Genomic DNA, 18881 nt, shown 5'->3' on the forward strand with positions numbered 1-18881 from the left:
CGGATGAGGGAATGCCCGGTAAGGTCCTCGTAGCGGTCGCGATAGTCCTTTGCGGATCGGCTGTGCGACGGCTCGGGAACCGGCATGCCCAGCAGGTCACGGCAAGCAGGCGAGCTTTTGCGCGCGATAGCGATTGCCGAGGAAGCCGTAATAGCGGATGCGATGAAAGCCCTCGGGCAGGACGTGTAGCAGGAAGCACGAGTGAACTCATCGGCCGCGACGGTCATGACCTTCTGCCGACTGCCGTGCCGATAGTCCTTCCAGCGAAAGGCGACTTTCCCATCCTCGATGGCGACGAGCCGATTGTTGGAAATGGCGACGCGGTGCGTATAGCGCCCGACGTAGTCGAGGACCTGTTCGGGTCCGGCGAATGGCGGCTTGGCAAAGACGACCCACTCGGCCTTTCGTAGCGGCGCCAAATAACGCCGGAAGGCATCGCGCTCGCTCAGGTGCTGCAGGCCAGAGAAAAACTGCAACTGGCCGCCGTCGAAGGCTTTCTTCAGATGTTCCAGGAACAATCGTCGGAACAGGCGCGAGAGCACCCGGACGGGCAAGAAGAAGCCGGGCTTGCAGGCGATCCATCGATTGCCGTCGGCAGACAGGCCGCCGCCGGCGACGACGCAATGCAGGTGCGGATGATAGAGCAGGTTCTGGCCCCAGGTGTGCAGCACGACGAAGAAGCCGATCTCGGCGCCCAGGTGCTTGGGGTCGGCAGCAATGGTGCGCAGGGTCTCGGCGGCGGCACGGAAGAGCAGGCCGTAGACGAGCGCCTTGTTCTGATAGGCGATGGCGGCAATGTCGCCGGGCAGCGTGAAGACGACGTGAAGTACTGTGTGTCGAGAAGTTCGGCGCGACGATCCTCCAGCCATTGTGCGCGGGCCAGCGATTGGCAGCGGGGGCAATGCCTGTCGCGGCAGCTGTTGAAGGCAATGCGCCGGTGGCCGCAGTAATCGCACTGCTCGACATGCCCGCCGAGCGCGGCGGTCCGGCACAGTTCGATCGCCGTCATGACGCGGCGCTGGGCCGTCGACAGCGACGCATCATGCTGTGCGCGATAGGCTTCGCCGTAGCAGCGGAAGATATCCGCCACTTCCGGCCCCGAGCGGGCCATTGCCGCCGCTCAGAAGTATTGCGGCGTGGCGGGCGGCGGCACGGTGGACGCCGGACGCGGCAAGAGCTCGAAGGGACTCGATGTGGCGCAGACTTTGTTGGTGGCGATCCGCAGGTAATGGGCGGTGGTCGCAAGGCTCCTGTGACCGAGCAGCAGTTGAATGGTGCGCACGTCGGCACCGGCCTCCAGCAGATGGACGGCGGTGGCGTGCCGACTATGTCTTGATCGACATAGGCGGCACGCCACCGCCGTCCACCTTGTCTAGGCGGGCGTCGACATTACGGTCATCCGCAGCTGGCTTGGTCATGTGAGCCTCGATACCACCAATCACTACGCCAGGGCCAATCTGGAAACGAAACGACCCGCCCCAACTTCTGAAAGTCAAATCCCAAATCCGTGGTCACCTCGGTAGCGCTCACAGAAGTACGACATCCAGATGGAACGCCTGCGATCCGATGTCGGAGTTACGACATTCTGTCCGGCACGCGACGCGTGCCAGACGGGATAGCCAAGACAAATCAGCATTGGGCGTTTGGCACGCNACGACATTCTGTCCGGCACGCGACGCGTGCCAGACGGGATAGCCAAGACAAATCAGCATTGGGCGTTTGGCACGCGTCTTGAACGCATCGCCTGGTCAATGGTCAGCGCTATGGCTCGCTGTCGAATCTTCGTAACGACAGTGCTAGCCGATAATATTCGTTCCGTGTGGCGCTGGTGCAAAAAAGGTGATTTTACAATGAGCGTTCCAAATTTGACGAAACTGGCCAATGCGCTCGGAACTGACAAGGGCGATGAGGTTTACCACGCCCATGGCTACACCAGCTTTTACTCGTTTCTGTTCGAGGAATTTCGGCGCGAACCTTTCACGATCGTCGAGATTGGACTGCAGCGCGGCTGTGACGATCCCGAAGAACTGCTCACTCGCAAGGTCGAAGACATACCGTCGATCAAGATGTGGTTGGAGTTCTTTCCCAAAGCTAACATCATCGGCTGCGACATTTCAGATTTCAGTGCCTTCAAGATAGACCGCTTTCGTTTCGAGCGGCTGGACATGGGCGATCCGGCAGCCCTGGAACGCCTTGCGGGCTCACTACCGCCCGTTAGGATCATCATCGACGATGCCTCGCACGCCGCTTACCATCAGCAGCTTGCTCTAGCAAAGCTTTTTCCTATCGTCGAGCCAGGCGGCTTTTACATCATCGAGGATCTGCATGTCACGGACCCAACTGCCGCAAGATTGCCGTCCTGTAACCCGACCGCTGCGGTAGTCGAGAGGTTCAAGCACACGCGCCAGCTCGACATTGACTTCCTGTCCCCGATCGAGCGCAGAAACCTCGAGACGTCGATCCGAAAGATGTTCATCCATCGCAACGACAAAGGCGGCGTCAGCCGCTGGGCCATGAAAATGGTCGGGTTTGAAAAGTGTTAGAGCGCCAATCACGTAGCTTCTGCTCGCTGAAGGTGATCATGAGGTATTGGTCGAAGCTTCAATCTTTGAATCAATCGAATTGACGATATGGCGTCACTATGCGCATTTGCAGCATCAAGCCGACGCATAATGGGGCTATAAGACGGACGGCCGGTCTACGAATTTCGGATTCAGATGGGCGCTGGTGTTGTTGCAGAATGAGGAACAGCTTGCGTTTCGCATCATGGCACGTGGGCGCCGTAAAGTAATCAGCGGATTGATGCAGCGATAGCTGGCCGGGACGGCTGTCACGCTGCGGCGACACACGCGATTTTGTTCCAGATTCGCAGGGCGGCGTCACGCAGGTCTCGATGTTGAGCCGATGACAGTGTATTGCAGGGAAAGTGGAAAAGGTTGGCAATCGGATCATGGATGGAAACGAACCGCTGAAGCTGGCTTGCCGACTTGAAGCGTTTCATGGTCCTTTTCCCGTCGTCGGGTCGGCTGGTGCGAATGCGGCGGGAGGAGTCGACGGGGAGTTGCAGCTGCAGAGCTCAGTCGACGTGCTGGCACCTCAGGAAAGGCACTGACCAAGGCCAGGCGCCGGATCAGGGAATTGGAGCAGAAAGTCGGGCAACAGCAGCTCGATCTCGATTTTTTTCAAGAAGCCTCGTGGCACTTCGAGGAAGATCATCGTCGGAGCAGCGCTCTTGGCGAAGCGGGATCTTCAAAGTCATCGAAAAGATGACGACCGGCCTGTCGCAAGGCGAATTCAACATCGACAGAATGTGCTGGCTCGCTGGCGTTGCCGCGCGAGTTATTGCCGTCACTGGCTGGATTCAGCCCCTCGTGGGGCGCCTCGTGCATCATTCCGACCGCGGAGTTCAAGGCGGATTCAAGCGATCGTCGCAACACTCTGAAGTTGGAGGTTGCGATGAGCATTCGAAAGCGACGATCGGCACGGAACAGCAGGGCAAGTTTCTCGGTATCGCGGCGGTTCGTCTTAACCCGATCGCAGGCTTGCGCGGGATCAGATACGGAGCAATAACGGCGCACTCGTAGCCAAGCGCTTCGATCTCCCGCTTCCGTATCCGGTGGGTCCAGCTCCATAGCAAAATCTCAATCGTACACCCCGGGGCGTCCGAGGCTTGCGGACGAGGCGGCGTACTGACACATTATCGGAGGATAATATCTCTCCGACATATCGAACCTCGCCGGTACGCCCGCTCTCGGCCAGAGCAACAACATGCCGATCCTTCGAAACATCCAATCCTGCGAAAACTTCGCTATATTCTTCCATCGTTCGTCCTCCGGCATGAGGATAGGCGCGACGAGCAACCCTCGTTTCAACACTGCCAGTGTAGGGCGAACCACCTCACAGTCGGCAACCAGAAAGGACATAAGGCTTACGGTGTTCCTCGTCCTGCCGCCCGATCGTCTCTCGACCTATTCCCGCTGGCTGCGCCTCATCGTCGCGCAAAGGCTGCTCGACATGGTCCGCGATCCGGAAAACCGCAAAACCAGTTCTCTACCTGCTCGATGAGTTTGCTCCCTCGGCCACCTCGCCGCCGTCGAGCACGCCAGGGGCCTCATGGCCGGGCTACGGTGCACACCTCTGGCCGATCCTGCAGGACGTCCATCAGCTGCGCGCCACCTACGGCCAGAAGGCCGGAACCTTCCAACGCTCGCGTGCTGCAGGGCAAGCGATGCGCAGGCGGCATAAATTTTCCTCCTTTATTGCGAGGCGCCTGACCTCTGCGGCAGATCAGATGCCCTCAAAACCAATGGGCGAAAGATCACGTAATAGTAATGAGGCGTTTTGAGCTGTTGCAAATCAAGCGGATGTATTGTCGCGACACTCGCCTGTGACAGGCACCGGTAAATCTCTCCCTCTCGGTTGATTTCTTCCAGATCGAGAGAACTGGACACAGTCCTACACACGCTTCTTGCATTATTAAATAGTTGTATATCCGCGATCTGCAACCATTCGTAGTGCTCCCCCAAGAGCATTTTCACACTGGTGCCGCTTACATATGGCAACATAATGGAGAAATACCCGTCATGCAGATGGCGTGCGCGAAGCAAGACGACCTTGGACTCATGTATGCTACCTATCGCAATTTTCAGAGGTGAAAACCGGACATTCATATCTTCTGGACCTAGCTCAAGTTGAAATCTTCTTTGCATCAGACCGCTGAATGTGAAGTCAAGCCCCAAGCCGCGCGTTTCATATGCGCCCAACCGATAGGGCGAGGGCAGGCGCCTCACATTCTTCCAAGCAGTTTCTAGATTATAGATCGTCTTCTTGCGATCTGACCCCATAAACTTGTCGTGCTGAAAGTCCTTGAAATATTCCAGCTCCGCTTCAACAGGCATGTAGGCATTACGGAATAGACATGCGTGGGCGGCCTGCTGTAAAATAGAATACTCGTGTGTCATACCAGACTTGGTAAAAAACGTCCTCGCATCGTCGATGAACCGCAAGCACTCAGCTTGAACATTGGCAACCTTATCATACTGCTTCTCACTAAGCTTGATGTCCGTAATAACTGGCTCACCGTCCAACTCATAGTCCACTACTGCCCCCTCTTTGACTGTACAGCATTGCTCAAATAAGGTGTAATTAGCCCATTGCGACGTAATAAGTGCTTCGCTATTCGCCGCGCGGTAAGGTTCATCTGACGCAAACACATAGCGTCCGAGTATTTCGATGTTAAATTCGCATTTGAACGTGCGAGCCAAATGCTCCTGCGTTCTGCCGTTATAGCCCGTGTCTGCCAATATAATGGTATCGCCTTCTTCCAACTCCAATTCCTTCGACATATAGCGCATCAAACGGGCGCGCAAAGCAAACGAGTTCTTGAGTATCAGTTCCAGCACATCGTCGTCGTGCAGCAACTGATGGAACGCCGTTTTTGGATCGGCAGATTGATGGGCGACTCGTATCAACAATTCCGTCAGTTCAGGCGGAAGCAAAAGCTGTTTTGCAATGGCATGAAGAGTGTCGAATTCGGGCTCGATTCCGCTGATGTAATAATCGATATCGGCGCGGGTTCTGAAAGAGGCGGCAATAGCATGGAATTTGCGGATTCGCACCAACTTGCCGACGGGCTTGCGCGCATAGGCTTCACACGCGGCTGAGAGAAGATAAGCATCACGCAATAGAAAGAAGACTTTTACTCGCTTACCCTGTCGTTGTAGCGCCTCCACCTCGTCCATAAGAAAACGGGCATAGGCGTATAGCGCCGGGCCAAACGACATGTATCCTATCAAGGTCTCAGGCGTGTACTGACGCAGATTTGCTACAGAAAACACTGGACGGAATGGACTATAGCATGGCAGAATAACTGCCTGCGGCGCTGCCTGTTCGAGTACAATCAACGAGGATGCTGCGTGCTGTAGGCGCAAGAATCCAACGACCTCAGGATCAAACTGCAGGAAATGAAGCGCTCGTACGCCCAATTTCCGCGGCGCTTGCGCATCGGCCACATCATTGTCTCCGATGTGAAGTAGTTGCGATACAGGCACCCCGCACTCTTTGATTATAACTTGAAAAAGTCCCTCGCTCTTCGACGTTCCATAGTCGACAGAGCAGTAAATCTTGCTGATTGACTGCATAACGTCTGCAGGCAAATGCCGAGCCAAGAGGCGCCTTAACTCGTCTTCGCGCAAATACGTATCGCTCACGACGATAATTTTGATACCACGGGTGTGCGCCAGCCTGATTAGTTCCACGTACGGTGAGAATGCAAAGCAAACACTCATTTCGGTCCGGATTTCTGCCTCGGCCAATAGCTCCTGTTCCTCACTGGAGAGCGACGTAAAAGACCGATAAATGTCACCGATATGGATTTCCGTGGATCCGTTCTCTAAACGCTTCGCTCGACGGGCACACGCAGCAGCGCTAATTCGTTGGTGAGGAGTTACTCCTAGCCTTCGCGCGATTGGAGTATCGGCCAGCACGGCAAAAACGTCTCTAGGTGTCGCTGTCTTGCGCCATAGCAACGTATCGAAACAGTCAAGTGAGAGTACCTTTAGGGAACCTCCAAATTCGTCCAGAACCTTTGGAATATCCTCTGCCGTTATCTGCGCGTTATGGCGGGTGTCACGCATGTCACTCCAGAGCAGGCGACCCTCCGGTTTTTGCCATTTGGTAATCTTTTCCGTTAGGCCGCCCCCGTCTGGAAACATTGCATCAGGGTGGCCGATAGACCGATAGACGTCGTCATAGACGTCGTCATCTGGAAGACGCGGAACTATCTCGCCATAAATGTCAGCATCAAACGTATGTTCAATACAGAATTTTCCGAAAGACTGCTGACCAATATCGGCTTGCTTTACCTTGGCGGCAAAACGCTCCAGTATATGCTGCATATATTGTCTCCTTCGCCCAAGCGCAATTTTTCTGGCTGAGAACGTCTCACTCGTCGTCTACTCTTAGGTCTAGGCCCTCCGCATCGCCGAAGTGTCGAGGTCAGCGACAACCGCTTTCGCTATGGAACTTCCAAGGAGCCGGCAATTTAAAATAGGGATGTTCTGAACTGGTTGAGGGACTTGGGTTCGAACCGGGGTCTGCGGGGCAAACTCCGCTGTCCTGACGCCAGACGATCGCTATCCCATCGATGGCCCCCCCGCTGTTGCAGAAACGAAATCGGCTAACGTCAAGATACATCCTGCCATTTGATTGACCCTCTGCGCCGAACCCAAACCATCGGCCGATGAATATCATCTATACATTTCCCGTGAACGTAGCGGTGGGAGTGCGACCGTTTGTCGTTAAGTACTTGATTATGTTGTGAACAACTGCTTGTATGCGCATGGAGCCTTTTGTAATGTTTTCATTAAAGAGTATTACAGTTGATGCATGGTTAGGACAAGCAGCGGCTATATCTCAATTCCTTCAGTCGCGAGACAATCGCACTGCGTTGACTCAGCCGATACGACAATTGGAGGAAGGCCAAGACGATGGGCCGCTTGGACGTACAACAGCCCGGCATGCATCGCATGGCCTTCAAACAGAATAAGCGCTCTTCTTGCCATTGGCTCTTGTGACCCCCACGCTGCATGCTGTGCGGCGATCTGAGCGTAAAAGGGCATCAGTTTTGGTCGCAACTAACCTCTGACGTCGTGGCGAACGTACCATTGTCAGCGATTTCCGGTCGTAAAGGTTCTGTAAAATAGTTTGAAGGTTTTGCCACAACGTTAGAATAAAGACGATCGGTTGGTGGTGTCGGTGGAACTGGAGAGACTTCGCGCTCTGTTCGTAAGGGCGCGTAGCTTTCGCAACCAAATTGGATTGTCTAATGCCTGACAAAGCTAGGCTAGGCCCGTAACGGACAGCAGAAACAGAAAATACAGGCAGTGATAGAATTATAGAGATTGTAAAATGCTCGACAGCGGTGATCGAAAGCGGCGCTGGACAGGGGTTCAATTATGAGCACGGACAAGACGAATTCGAAAGTTGGAGGCAAGGGCGTCTCGCGACGCACGGTCTTGAAATCGGTCGGCATCGCCGGCGCGGCCGCTGCGGCGGTTGGTATAGTCGGCAGCCGCGCGGTCGGTTATGGGATCGTCGGCAATGCGCCCAAGGTCCGGCTCGCCTGGACGGAAGTCGCGGCCTGCCATTCGCCGCTCGGCTTCGGCTCGCCAAGTGAGGGGCAAGACGATTGCCACCTATGGCATCGGCGCGCCGCCGCAGGTCGCCTTCCAGGTGACGCTCGCCAAGAACGGGATCGATCCCGAGACCGACGTGACGTGGAAGCCGGTGCCGTTCGATCTCGTCGGCGAGACGGTCGATCGTGGCGAGGCCGATCTGGCGGCGCATCTTGATCCCTGGGCCTATTCGATCGAGAAGAAGTTCAACTTCACCAAGATCGCCGATACCCAGACTGGCATCTATGAGGGAACGACGTGCTGCGTGCTCGGCGCCAACGGCCCCTTCCTGGAGGCCAACCGCGACGCGCTCCGCCGTCTGGCCGAGGCAAATATCGAGATACACGAATATGTCGCAAGCCATCCCGGTGAGGTGGCGAAATGGTATCTGGTAGCGCTGAACCCGGCGGGCCTGAGGCCTGGAAGACCTCGAGGCGATCATCGGCGGACTGGTCACGCACAACCACCCGATCGGGCCGGAACTGGTCGCCCAGTCCAGCGGGCTTCGGAGGTTAGAGGCTCGTCAAGGTCCTTGACCCGACCACCGATCCGAAGGCCTTCGCCAAGCGGATCACGGTCAACCTGCTCGCCTGAGGCCCTCTTATGAGCGATGCAATACAGGCCCTCGGTTCCGGCGGGGTCCAAGCTCGGTCGGCGACCTTCGGCGGAGTTTGGAAGTTTGGCCTGTACGCGGCCGCTGCATGGGCGGCAACGGCCGTCGTCACGGTCGCGCTGCCGGATGTGGTGCCATGGGGCAGCGCTGATCTCTTCGCCATCCTGACCGCTGTTGGCGCGGCGATCTTCGCCGTGCTTGCCTTCTCGGTCGGCCTGCTCGGGCGGGTCGGCCGCACGCTCGTGTATTACGGACCGTGGTCCCTGGCGCTCGGTCTCTGGTTCCTGATCTGGGAATTCACAACCGCGAAATTCGGCTGGCTGCCGAAGCCCTTCTTCTCACCGCCGCACGGCCTTCTGAATGTCTATGTCGTTGACGGACCGAGGCTGCTTGTCTGCATACTCTATACTCTGCGGCTTTGGTCGCTAAGCTTCTTCTCGGGCATTGCTGTCGGCTTCGCGCTGGGCGTCGCTCTCGGCTGGTCGGCGCGCTTCAACTATTGGGGCATACCGATCTTGAAGTTGATCGGCCCGGTGCCGGCAACGGACTGGATTCGCGACGCCTTCTATTTCTTCCCGACAACTTTTGACGCCTCGATCTTCATCGTTGCGCTCTCGGCCGGCATTCCGGTGGCGATCCTGACGGCATCCGGCGTCGCTTCGGTCAACAGAGCGTATTACGACGTGGCGCGCACACTTGGAGCCGATATTCGTTTCCTTGTCCTCAAGATCGCCATCCCAGCATCGCTGCCGCACGTATTCTCGGCCTGTTCATGGGTCCTTCGCTGTGTTGGTCGTCGCCGAGATGCTCGGCGCCAGATATGGCCTTGGCTGGTACATCCAGTTTCAGCAGGCGAAGCGGCTGGTGCAGGTGCCCGAGTTCGCGCGGTTCCGGCAACTACTAGAATAGTAGATTTGGGCGCAAGTTCACTAGAGCTTGTCTAATGTTTCAAACCGGTGGAAGATTTGGGCAGCGAACTGACAAGCCCAAAGTTCTAGGCTAGATGATGTGCTTGGCGACCGATTCGCGGGGGTGAAATGTCAATAATTGTGGATCCGGCAATTCGCATTCTGCCGGATAATCATCGTATTTTCGTGCTGCATCCCGGTGAAGGAAAGCGGTTCTACGGCGACTTTCAAGCTTCGGCATCGGTGTTTCTCGACCTTCCTGGCATTTCGTTCTCCACAGCGCCCGACCTGAACGACACGAGCCTCCGTAACAAGCTTCGGATGGCGAGACGGATCGGGATCTGGAGGCGGCGCGGATCAAATCCGGACGACAAACCGAGCCGAAATCCGGACGATTACGCAGTAACTACAGTCACGGTCGACGCACCCAGATTTGTGCACGAAGTTCACGATCTCTACACAGAGGCGAAAGCTGGGGATTTGGTCATCGTCCCGGGAAAGGGGTATGGCTCGACCGTCTTTTTCGGCGAGGTGATGAATGATTTCGACCCGGATTTCACGGTCACAAGCCACCGCTATCCCGATGAGACCATCCCTGCCCGCAAGGTGAAGTGGCTGCCGGTGAATCTGTCCAAACAGCAGTTTAACCGGCGGCTGATCCGGCTCATGCAGAATCGACAAGCCATCATCCAGGTCACGCGGGAAGACGACCGGCGAGAGATATATACCCACGCGTACGGCGACTATGTGTGGAAAGAGTCGTCCGGCAATCTCATTCGCGTCACAAAAGATGATATCGATCTAAACGATCTAAATAAGGCTGTAGATCTTACCAATTTCTTCGCATCTCAGTACATTGCTCTGAAGAAGGGCGAACTTGAATTGTTTCTTGCGATTGGATTTCACGAAGCCATCGACAAGTACTATGATAAAACCTATTTTGGTGGCGTAAATGTCGAAATACACTCGCCGGGATACTTCGGGCGCCCTATGAAGAAGGCTGCCATGGCCGGGTACGTGTCGGCGATGCTGGCCTTGTCAGGATCGGGCGTGACGGCGCAAGAGGCGGCTTACACGAAAGTGTTGAACTCTGCCAATGCCGTGACTTCAATCTGCGACATGGAGCTCGAAACGGATATACGCCAGACCATGGAGATGTACGCCAACATTCATCTGTGGGAGAACGAGGTCTGCCCGAAGCGCGAGGCTACCAAAGATACCGTTGGCCTTAAGACGGACGTAACGATAAAGAAAGAAGTCCCCTCGGCTGAAAATTAAAAATTCGGCGACGAATATGTATATAATGGGGCGCGGTAACGTTTGTATGCCGCTTTGAGGAGCGCAGACAGTGCTGAAGGCGATCACAGAATTTGCTCGCGCGCACATTCTTGGGACCGTAGTGGCGTCGATTACAGCCGGCGCCGCTGGCGGTGCAGGCGTTTATTGGTCGCTTTACGAGGCTCGCGTAAACCGGATCGAAGAGATGAAGGTCCAGGACTTTCAGGGCCTCGTCGCAGAGAACAAGAAGTTCGAGGAATTGCTGAGCGCGTTCACCGAAGAGGTAGGGACGAGCGGCGCCGTCGACCCGGCAAAACGCAAAGAGATTTCGGCAAGCCTGGTCCGTCTCTATAGCGGTCTCGGCGCGTTCACGGTCAACCTCCCGCCGGAGCAAGAACTTCCCGTGAAAAAGCCCCAGACCTCGATAAATGAGGTGAAGAAGCACGTCCAGCTGATGCAAAAAAAGCAGGATATGGAAACCCTCGGCGCAGCCCTCGCGGTGATGTTTCAAGACATGAAAGCTGCGCAACCGGTCCTGGAACAGGCAGTTGGAAAGCAATTCGCGTCGGCCACGTGATCGAGCGAGCGCGCGCACGTAACCTCATGGACGGCCGCTATCGCGGGGCAGCCACGAAGAAAAGACCATTATCTCGGACGTCCGCTTGGTGGGCGAGGCATTGCTTAGAGCGGTGGGTCAGGAGCCGGATCTGGTCCATGCACTGACGCCGCGTGAGTTCGACGAGTTGGCGACCGAGTTGTTCCAACGACAGGGCTACACGATCACGCCGCAAACCCGGGATGGCGGCAAGGATCTCTATCTGGCTAAGGCGGACAGCTTCGGGTCGTTCCTGTATATTGTCGAGTGCAAGCGTTACGCGCCAGACAACCCCGTCGACGTTGGTGTCGTCCGCGCGCTGTACGGGGTGGCTCAGCATGAGCGTGTCACCGAGCGATCACGCTGACCACGTCCTATTTCAGCAGGGACGCGGCGGATTTCGCCGCCGAGATCCAGTATCAGCTGACGCTTAAAGAGTTTGTCGGTTTGAAGCTATTACTCGCTCCTTATCGCGATAGCCGATCTACGAAGCGATCGCCCGAAATAGTCTCGACCAGGACACGTGTCGCGCGCGGATGCGCGAATATCAGAGGCTCTCGCTGCCAAGCCCTGATATCGCGGACCGTGCATGGCTTTTGCCTCCGGCCGATCGTCGCTCCCGATTTCGTCGGTGGCTTCGTGAGGTCCCTGCCGTGACAGAACCACTTCAGCCATGCGCTTGAAAAGGCCGGCGGTATCCTTCTGATCGCGCGCGAGGCGGTCCATAGCTTCGGCCAGCACATACGAAACGGCCGCGGGTCGCATCGGAGATCAGTGCCTGGGTTACCGGGACGGAGGAGAGACGCCGGACATCAGGTGATCGGTGCATTCCTCGACAACCTGCCAGCCCTGGTTCTCGGCATGACGAGGGCAGACGCGGAGCTGGTCGGCGATGGAAGCGTCGCGCTGATTGTCGNGCCAGCCCTGGTTCTCGGCATGACGAGGGCAGACGCGGAGCTGGTCGGCGATGGAAGCGTCGCGCTGATTGTCGGATGAATAGCGGGCATAGATCGCAACCTTCACAATGCACTCTCCTGTGACATCCAGGAGCGCGGGTGCGGCGTTCCTTCGTTTGCTCCTCGAACGCCACCCGCGCGGGACGGCGGGCGAGCAGGCGAACCAACTCGACCAGGCGCGGGTCCGAACCGCCGCCATCAGCGACACCCGCGACGTCAAGTTGGGCCCGGTTCATCGATAACACCCTATTTGAGGCAGGGTCAGTCGGGGAGGATCTGCCCACTCCGATCACAAGCCGATCTTTCGACCCCGTGGTCGGGAATTCTCCATGGACTTCGTGAANATCGACGCCCCTGCGAGACCGCCCCGATCAGGCATTCCTGCCACTCTACCTAGCCGACCCCCGTGGTCGCGTTGCCGATCGGTGCGCACTGGTCGCCTACATCGCCTCTACCTAGCCGACCCCCGTGGTCGCGTTGCCGATCGGTGCGCACTGGTCGCCTACATCGCCCCGGCACGTGAAGATCGTCTCTGCTGACGCTCGTTGAGCAATTCAGGCCGCCTCCGGCTGGCGTTTGATCAGCGTCAGCGTCAACCAGCGCGCGGTCAGCGCCGGCTTTTTCGAGCCCTCGATCTCAATCGTCACGCTCAGCGCCGTCTGCACCCAGCCCGACGGCCTGACCTTGATGTCGGCCAGTACGAAACGGGTGCGGATGCGCGATCCGGTTTTCACCGGCGCCAGGAAGCGCAGCGATTCGAAGCCATAGTTGACACCCATCTTGCAGTTTTCGAGCGGCCGCATGGTCTCGAAAGTCATCGCCGACAAAAGCGAAAGCGACAGGAAGCCATGTGCGATGGTGCCGCCGAACGGCGTCTCGCGCTCGGCGCGCTCCGGATCGCAGTGGATGAACTGGTGGTCATCGGTGGCCTCGGCGAACTGGTCGATCATCCGCTGCGAGACCACCCGCCACGGCGACACGCCGACTTCCTTGCCGACGCTGGCCAGAAGCTCGTCGAGACTGATCGGTTCCACGCTAATGTCCTCCATTTCAACCGTCCGAAGCGCGAGCGGCTTCATTCCGTGAACAGTGTCAGCCCATGCTGCACCGACTGCCGGCCATTCATCGGCAGGATGGCCCCGGTGAGATGACTGCCGTCACAGCTGCACGAATAGAACGTTCCGCCGGCAATCTCATTCGGCGCACCGATGCGGCCGATCCGAACATGGCTGCAGACGAGCCGGCTTGTACTCGGTCGCGGTGCGCGTCCTGCAGGCCGCCGAAAGCAGCTCGTCTTGCTACGGATGATCATTCCGCCGGCGCCGCTATGCGGTATTGTCGCAGATTGATAAAATCAATTGTCTGGATAGGAACCATCCGTGTCTCGAATGGTGGAGGAGTAGTCCAGCAGACGGGGTGGCTTGTGGTCCTTCTTGAAGCGCGCCGACCTCATTGGCCGCTAGCTGTGAGCCGGCAAGCAGCGCCAGTTCAATGACATTGGGTGTCGACACGGCAAGCGGCATCAGATGCTACTTCATGATGCGGGATGGCGCTTGCTTCAAGAAGCGCTCGCCTGACGTGGAAGCCAGCACCGGATCTGGACTGTCGATATGCGCCCGATATTCGCGCAGCACAGCGGCAACCGCAGCGACGATGATCTCAGCTGTTGCGAGCATGCCAACCTTGGTGCCGGCCACTCTGTTAGCCTGAAGCGCAGCGCGCATCTGATCCGCCACCAGACCGGGTTGCGTAACTTGGATTTCCAAGGCGTCTTCCTGGGTTTGCACCGTCAGCGCGCTGACAGCAAGGCAGGTGCGCACGTCAAGGCAAGCGATCGTCTCGATCTCGCGGGCAATTCCAGCCCCACCGCGGGAATCAGACCCTACAACAACGAGCAGATGCGGTTCTCGCCCCAGCGCTATTGTTCTGTCTTTCGATCCATTCTCGCGTGCGCGCTTCTGGGGCGCCGTTCAGCGCAAGGTCGGTGACCACGGCTGCGCTTTCGGCGCCAGCCTCGAAAAACGCCTTCGAGCCGGTCAGGTTGAGGCCGTCGATGGAGACCAATGGGATCGGCGCGACCTGGTGCTTCCACTCGCTGATCCGCTCGAGCCCTTGCGACGCCCATTCATCTTCTTGAGGCTAGTTGGATAGACTGGGCCGAGCGCCACATACTCCGGCTCGGCCACTGGCGCAGTTCGGTGTGATCGTGGATCGAAAGGCCGAGCTTCAATCCGGCGTATTTCATCGTCAGCATCGGCGGCAGCCAAATCCTTTTGACCAAGATGGACGAGTCGCAGCTTTCCTCGATTGCCGTGCGCCAATAGCCGTTGACGCTCACTTGGCAACCATGGACCGCGCAGGCGTCGTTCGCGCGGCGGATTTGCAGTCCTTTCTCGTCCATATCCTTTATCCGGAGCTGCACCAGACTCACGCCGAGCGGCACCAGCCGGTCAATCCAGCCGGCACGTCGACGACTTCATGAGAAGACGGCCCTGCCGATCGTCGGTGGGTAGCGCGGTTCGAGCATTCCCGAGTTGAAAGCTTCAACGACCGGCATCGACCGCTTTGCCGAACGCACGCGCCATGCCGACCGGATCGGCCGCCCCTCGGGACCGCCGTGTTCAGGAGCACGGCGTCAAACTGAGCTCCATGACGGTCGCCGCGTACGACGGCCGTCCGAGCCGTGCATCCACAATCAACGGAATGTAGGGGAAATGTCCGCGCATCAACTGGACCTCGGAGCTCAACGCTTCATCGCATTAGAATGAGCGTTCGAAACGCAGGATACCGCCGACACTGCTCTTCTTGTTGGCATTGGTCCAGTTCACTTCGGAAGCTTTCACCTTTCCGACGGCGGAGCCTCCGTAGCGGTCATAGTCGAGTTCAGCCGTAACTGTGAAATCTGGAAGAATCGCATAGGCGACGTTCGCAGCGACACCATAGTTCTTGAGCTGATCACCCGAGAGCTGAAGGTTGAACGAAGTTGTCTCGTTGAGCTCGTAAGTGGCGCCAGCCCAGAAAGCCCAGTTCCCGCCCCAAATCTTATAGAAGCCGCGACCATGAGCGTCGATCGCGTTGATGGAGTCGTCGTTGAGCTTGCCATTGGAACCGTAGCCGAACATTCCGAACAGCAACAGTTCGTCGGTGACATTGATGTCGACACGGACCTTAGCGGCCACCGATTCGTAGTTGCTATCATAACCAGCAACGCCGGTGATCGCTCCCCAGCCATGTGTGTATTTCAAGCCGCCGACTATGTGCGGAGCGTAGTTGTCGATTGTGCCCACCACGCCTGAGCCTTCTTCGAGCGAAACCACGGCGGAAAAGCCGTTCGCGGCGTCGAAGTAGTACTGGACCACATTGGTATCCAAAGCGCCGTACGGAACCGGCGTCTGGTTGAGTACGTCACCCGCGCCGCCAATAAACATGTCGAAGGCCGACCAGTCCTTACCAACTCGGAGGCCACCAAGCTGAATCCAGGCGAAAGTCAAGATGCTGTCTCCGTTGAAGGCATAGGACCGAGAACTGTCCGAAACCGAAGTGTGGCGGTTACCGAAATTCACGCGGGTTTCGGTGTAGGTCTTCAACGTGCCGAGTTCGGTCTCCTGGCCGGTCCAAGCTTTCAGTGTGAAGCGCGTGTTGTTTTGCCATGTACCCTGATCCTCACCAGTCCTCACATCTGAGGTTCTTGCGTGGTAAAACAATCCGACATCGCCCAAGCCCACGTAGTAGCTGAGATAGCCGCCGATGCGCAGGCAGGTCTCGGTGCCTGAAATATAGACGTAGCTGGAGCCGTAGACGTCGCAGATCTTGAGGTACTCTGTCGGATCAGGCTCGGGGACGATGATCACGGCGCGAGCGTCGGAAACGGCGACCAGTGCCGCAGTTGAGCCGAGGAGGAGGCTCCCAATGGTCATTGTTGATCTCCGTCTAAATAGTAAAAGGAATCGAGACCGATAAATGATTTTTGCTAAGCAAACGATTGATAGCGCATCAAGCTGAATTATAGGAGTGTTGCTGCACCTGTCGTGCTAATGCTCAGGAGAATTTAGAATGTGATTGAGACTTGTTGTCACATATATTAAGTAGTTATCACTCCCAGACGGTCATACAACATTTTTGTACAATCACCCTTTTCACCTCAGCGGCGGGCCTCACAAAGGGTACTACTGCAAATGACGTGCCACCCTGACGACCCAGCTGCGGCTTGAAGCTCAAATGTGCGGGCGGACCTTGGTTCGCGCTTCTGTTCTTTTTGCCTTGCGGATCCACCCAAGCACGAAGGGCAAACGGTTCGTCTGTTCGCTTGGCGACAGTTTGGCTTAATGGCGACGGCATTGTTTGCTGTGAGCCCCGCCGTTGAGGCATCATGCGGCGGCCACCGCTCGGTACGACGCCGTCACTTTGGCGAGCTGATGGTCGATAACCACGCGCCGCAGCCTTGCACCACTGAGTCGGTAGGCGCCAGCCTTGGCATTGCGGCGGACCTGACGGTCGCGTCGAGCAGGTTTTCGTGCTGAAAGCGGCGCGGCACAGCTAATGCTTCTTGCCAGCAATTCACACAACGAGCTCATCGAGACGGCAGAGATCATTATGGGCGGCGCTAGCTGGCGTGCAAAGTCTGGACCCAACACCGTATTGTCTCATCGGATGCGGCATCTGCGCTCAGAAGAGTCTCCCACGCGCAGATGAAGGGAAGGGACGTCGAACAAAACGGTGCGCGTGAGGGTTTCGGCGGGAACACCATCGTCAGTCGCTGACCGAGTGCGCTCAGACCATCGCTGTCCAGCCAAGACTGAACGGCGCCCATTGCTAAAAATTTCGAGCTCAAAGCGGAACGGACTGACATAGCGCAAAGACGCAGGCGAGCGCAGCGGTAAGGTTGGATGTTATCAGCATGGGACGGTAACCGTTGCAGACCACGAAATTTCGCGAGGCCCGGCTGCCTTGGTACACTATCTATCCGGCTGTGTCGGAGTTCTCTGGGGCGGTCGGCGCCGAGGCTTATGAGGAATGGCTCAGGAACCTGCCGGCTGATGATCCGGTGTCACTCTATCTGCACGTTCCGTTCTGCCGATCAGCCTGCTGGTATTGCGGCTTCCCAACCACCATCACCCGCCGTGATGCGCCCATCCTCAACTATCTGGCGGCGCTGCGTGACGAGATCCGTCTGGTTTCGGAGCGAGTGCCGAAGACGTTGCCCGTGAGCGACATACATTTCGGCGGCGGAACGCCGTCTCTCATGGGACCAGCCGAGTTCCTCGCTCTGATGGAGTTCCTGCGATGCCGCTTCGCCATCTCGAAAACAGCTACGGTCGCCATCGAGATCGATCCACGAACACTCACGCCCGAGATGGCGGAAGGCTTGGGAGCGGCCGGCGTGAACCGCGCGAGCCTGGGCGTACAGAGCTTCGATCCCATTGTTCAAAAAGCGATCAACCGAATCCAGAGCGAGGCCCAGACGTCGGCTGCCGTGGAAGTGCTGCGCCGGCATGGAGTAAGCCGCATCAACTTCGACCTCATCTACGGCCTGCCGCGTCAAACAGTGGAGTCGTGCGTCGAAACAGTGAGGGCGGCGGTCGCCATGCGCCCCGACCGGCTTGCCTTGTTCGGCTACTCGCACATCCCATCCCAAGTAAAGAATCAGCGCCTCATCGAGGCGGAATTTCTTCCCGACAGCGCTGCCCGCGCTGAACAGTATGCGGCTGTCGCCGTGACGCTGATTGCCGCCGGCTACCGACAGATCGGGCTCGACCATTTCGCCTTGCCGGACGACGAGCTCGCACTGGCACAGGAAACAGGTCGCCTGCGACGTAACTCGTTGGGCTACTCGGCCGATACCTGCAGAACCCTGATCGGTTTCGGCGCGTCGGCTATCGGTCGCATCGGCCAGGGATACGTTCAAAACGAAGTTACACGGGATTCCTACATCCAGCACATCGCAGCTGGCCGACTGGCTACATCGAAGGGCCATCGCCTCACAGACGACGACCGCGTGCGAGCCGCAATTATCGAGCGATTAATGTGCGATTTCGAGGCTGACGTGCCNACAGACGACGACCGCGTGCGAGCCGCAATTATCGAGCGATTAATGTGCGATTTCGAGGCTGACGTGCCGGCAATCTGTGTCGCCCACGGATCTGATCCGATCCGTCTTCGCGATTCGGCTGAGCGCTTGGCCATGCTGGCCAAGGACGGGATAGTGGACTTCGAAAACGGCTTTGTCCGTGTACGGCGGGAGCATCGCTTTGGGATTCGCGCTGTCGCTGCCGCATTCGATGTGTTTAGGGATGGCGTTACGTATATCCCGCAGCAGCTTAATGCGATGCAAAGCACGACATAGTCCGGCATCAATGT

12 protein-coding genes and 6 pseudogenes are annotated in these 18881 nt (G+C 57.4%); 9 read left to right on the forward strand and 9 right to left on the reverse strand.

The features are described from left to right. Positions 1 to 5 precede the first annotated feature (5 nt). Positions 6 to 1111 (reverse strand): annotated as a pseudogene (locus tag X744_RS01000000170330) (IS91 family transposase); the annotation flags it as partial. A gap of 9 nt (positions 1112 to 1120) precedes the next feature. After that, positions 1121 to 1324 (reverse strand): annotated as a pseudogene (locus tag X744_RS1000000172750) (tyrosine-type recombinase/integrase); the annotation flags it as partial. Between the two features lie 22 nt (positions 1325 to 1346). On the opposite strand from X744_RS1000000172750, the pseudogene X744_RS1000000175545 reads away from it, so the two are divergent. Both X744_RS1000000175545 and X744_RS0138400 read left to right on the forward strand, forming a co-directional pair. After that, a pseudogene (locus X744_RS1000000175545) lies at positions 1347 to 1478 on the forward strand (tyrosine-type recombinase/integrase); the annotation flags it as partial. 372 nt (positions 1479 to 1850) lie between these two features. Continuing rightward, the gene (locus X744_RS0138400; RefSeq protein ID WP_023762371.1) at positions 1851 to 2543 is read left to right on the forward strand and encodes a hypothetical protein; all 693 of its coding nucleotides are present in this window, start codon (positions 1851 to 1853) and stop codon (positions 2541 to 2543) included. 287 nt (positions 2544 to 2830) lie between these two features. Here X744_RS0138400 and X744_RS1000000172760 read toward each other — a convergent pair. Together X744_RS1000000172760 and X744_RS1000000174120 are read right to left on the reverse strand one after the other, a co-directional pair. Further along, positions 2831 to 3035: pseudogene (locus X744_RS1000000172760) on the reverse strand (IS6 family transposase); the annotation flags it as partial. Between the two features lie 177 nt (positions 3036 to 3212). Continuing rightward, positions 3213 to 3632 carry a hypothetical protein gene (locus X744_RS1000000174120; protein ID WP_156938629.1) on the reverse strand — a complete coding sequence of 140 codons (420 nt, stop codon included), beginning with the start codon at positions 3630 to 3632 and terminating at the stop codon, positions 3213 to 3215. Between the two features lie 295 nt (positions 3633 to 3927). Here X744_RS1000000174120 and X744_RS1000000175550 point away from each other — a divergent pair. Then, positions 3928 to 4201 (forward strand): annotated as a pseudogene (locus X744_RS1000000175550) (type IV secretory system conjugative DNA transfer family protein); the annotation flags it as partial. A gap of 55 nt (positions 4202 to 4256) precedes the next feature. Here the strand turns inward: X744_RS1000000175550 and X744_RS1000000174125 are convergent. Beyond that, positions 4257 to 6896 (reverse strand): HAD family hydrolase, encoded by a 2640-nt coding sequence (locus tag X744_RS1000000174125; RefSeq protein WP_031261160.1) that lies wholly within the window; start codon positions 6894 to 6896, stop codon positions 4257 to 4259. 1276 nt (positions 6897 to 8172) lie between these two features. On the opposite strand from X744_RS1000000174125, the gene X744_RS01000000170335 reads away from it, so the two are divergent. From X744_RS01000000170335 to X744_RS143070, 5 genes are all read left to right on the forward strand, one after another. Next, positions 8173 to 8781, forward strand: a complete 609-nt coding sequence (locus tag X744_RS01000000170335; RefSeq protein ID WP_023762379.1) for an ABC transporter substrate-binding protein — start codon at positions 8173 to 8175, stop codon at positions 8779 to 8781. Next, positions 8778 to 9731: an ABC transporter permease subunit gene (locus X744_RS03630; protein ID WP_023762380.1), complete on the forward strand. Its 954-nt coding sequence runs from the start codon at positions 8778 to 8780 to the stop codon at positions 9729 to 9731. The genes X744_RS01000000170335 and X744_RS03630 overlap by 4 nt, the downstream gene beginning before the upstream one ends. A 93-nt stretch (positions 9732 to 9824) precedes the next feature. After that, positions 9825 to 10973 carry a hypothetical protein gene (locus X744_RS143080; protein WP_023762381.1) on the forward strand — a complete coding sequence of 383 codons (1149 nt, stop codon included), beginning with the start codon at positions 9825 to 9827 and terminating at the stop codon, positions 10971 to 10973. 70 nt (positions 10974 to 11043) lie between these two features. Continuing rightward, positions 11044 to 11550, forward strand: a complete 507-nt coding sequence (locus X744_RS143075; RefSeq protein ID WP_023762382.1) for a hypothetical protein — start codon at positions 11044 to 11046, stop codon at positions 11548 to 11550. A gap of 88 nt (positions 11551 to 11638) precedes the next feature. Next, positions 11639 to 11935 carry a restriction endonuclease gene (locus X744_RS143070; protein ID WP_245266841.1) on the forward strand — a complete coding sequence of 99 codons (297 nt, stop codon included), beginning with the start codon at positions 11639 to 11641 and terminating at the stop codon, positions 11933 to 11935. 1143 nt (positions 11936 to 13078) lie between these two features. Here X744_RS143070 and X744_RS143055 read toward each other — a convergent pair. The 4 genes and pseudogenes from X744_RS143055 to X744_RS143045 form a co-directional block, all read right to left on the reverse strand. After that, positions 13079 to 13573 (reverse strand): MaoC family dehydratase, encoded by a 495-nt coding sequence (locus X744_RS143055; RefSeq protein WP_031261164.1) that lies wholly within the window; start codon positions 13571 to 13573, stop codon positions 13079 to 13081. A gap of 480 nt (positions 13574 to 14053) precedes the next feature. After that, positions 14054 to 14446, reverse strand: coding sequence for a bifunctional hydroxymethylpyrimidine kinase/phosphomethylpyrimidine kinase (locus X744_RS1000000175555; RefSeq protein ID WP_348626179.1), 393 nt, complete (start codon positions 14444 to 14446; stop codon positions 14054 to 14056). Next, positions 14400 to 14979: pseudogene (locus X744_RS1000000176325) on the reverse strand (thiamine phosphate synthase). Before X744_RS1000000176325 ends, X744_RS1000000175555 begins: the two are co-directional and overlap by 47 nt. Before the next feature lie 304 nt (positions 14980 to 15283). Beyond that, entirely contained in the window at positions 15284 to 16441 is a 1158-nt protein-coding gene (locus X744_RS143045) for a porin (protein WP_023762391.1), read from the reverse strand. A gap of 995 nt (positions 16442 to 17436) precedes the next feature. Here X744_RS143045 and hemN point away from each other — a divergent pair. Beyond that, complete coding sequence (gene hemN, locus X744_RS143040; RefSeq protein WP_023762392.1) at positions 17437 to 18867, forward strand: oxygen-independent coproporphyrinogen III oxidase; 1431 nt, start codon at positions 17437 to 17439, stop codon at positions 18865 to 18867. Positions 18868 to 18881: the final 14 nt, after the last annotated feature.

Source organism: Mesorhizobium sp. LNHC252B00 (genome assembly GCF_000502955.1).
Taxonomy (GTDB): Bacteria; Pseudomonadota; Alphaproteobacteria; order Rhizobiales; family Rhizobiaceae; genus Mesorhizobium.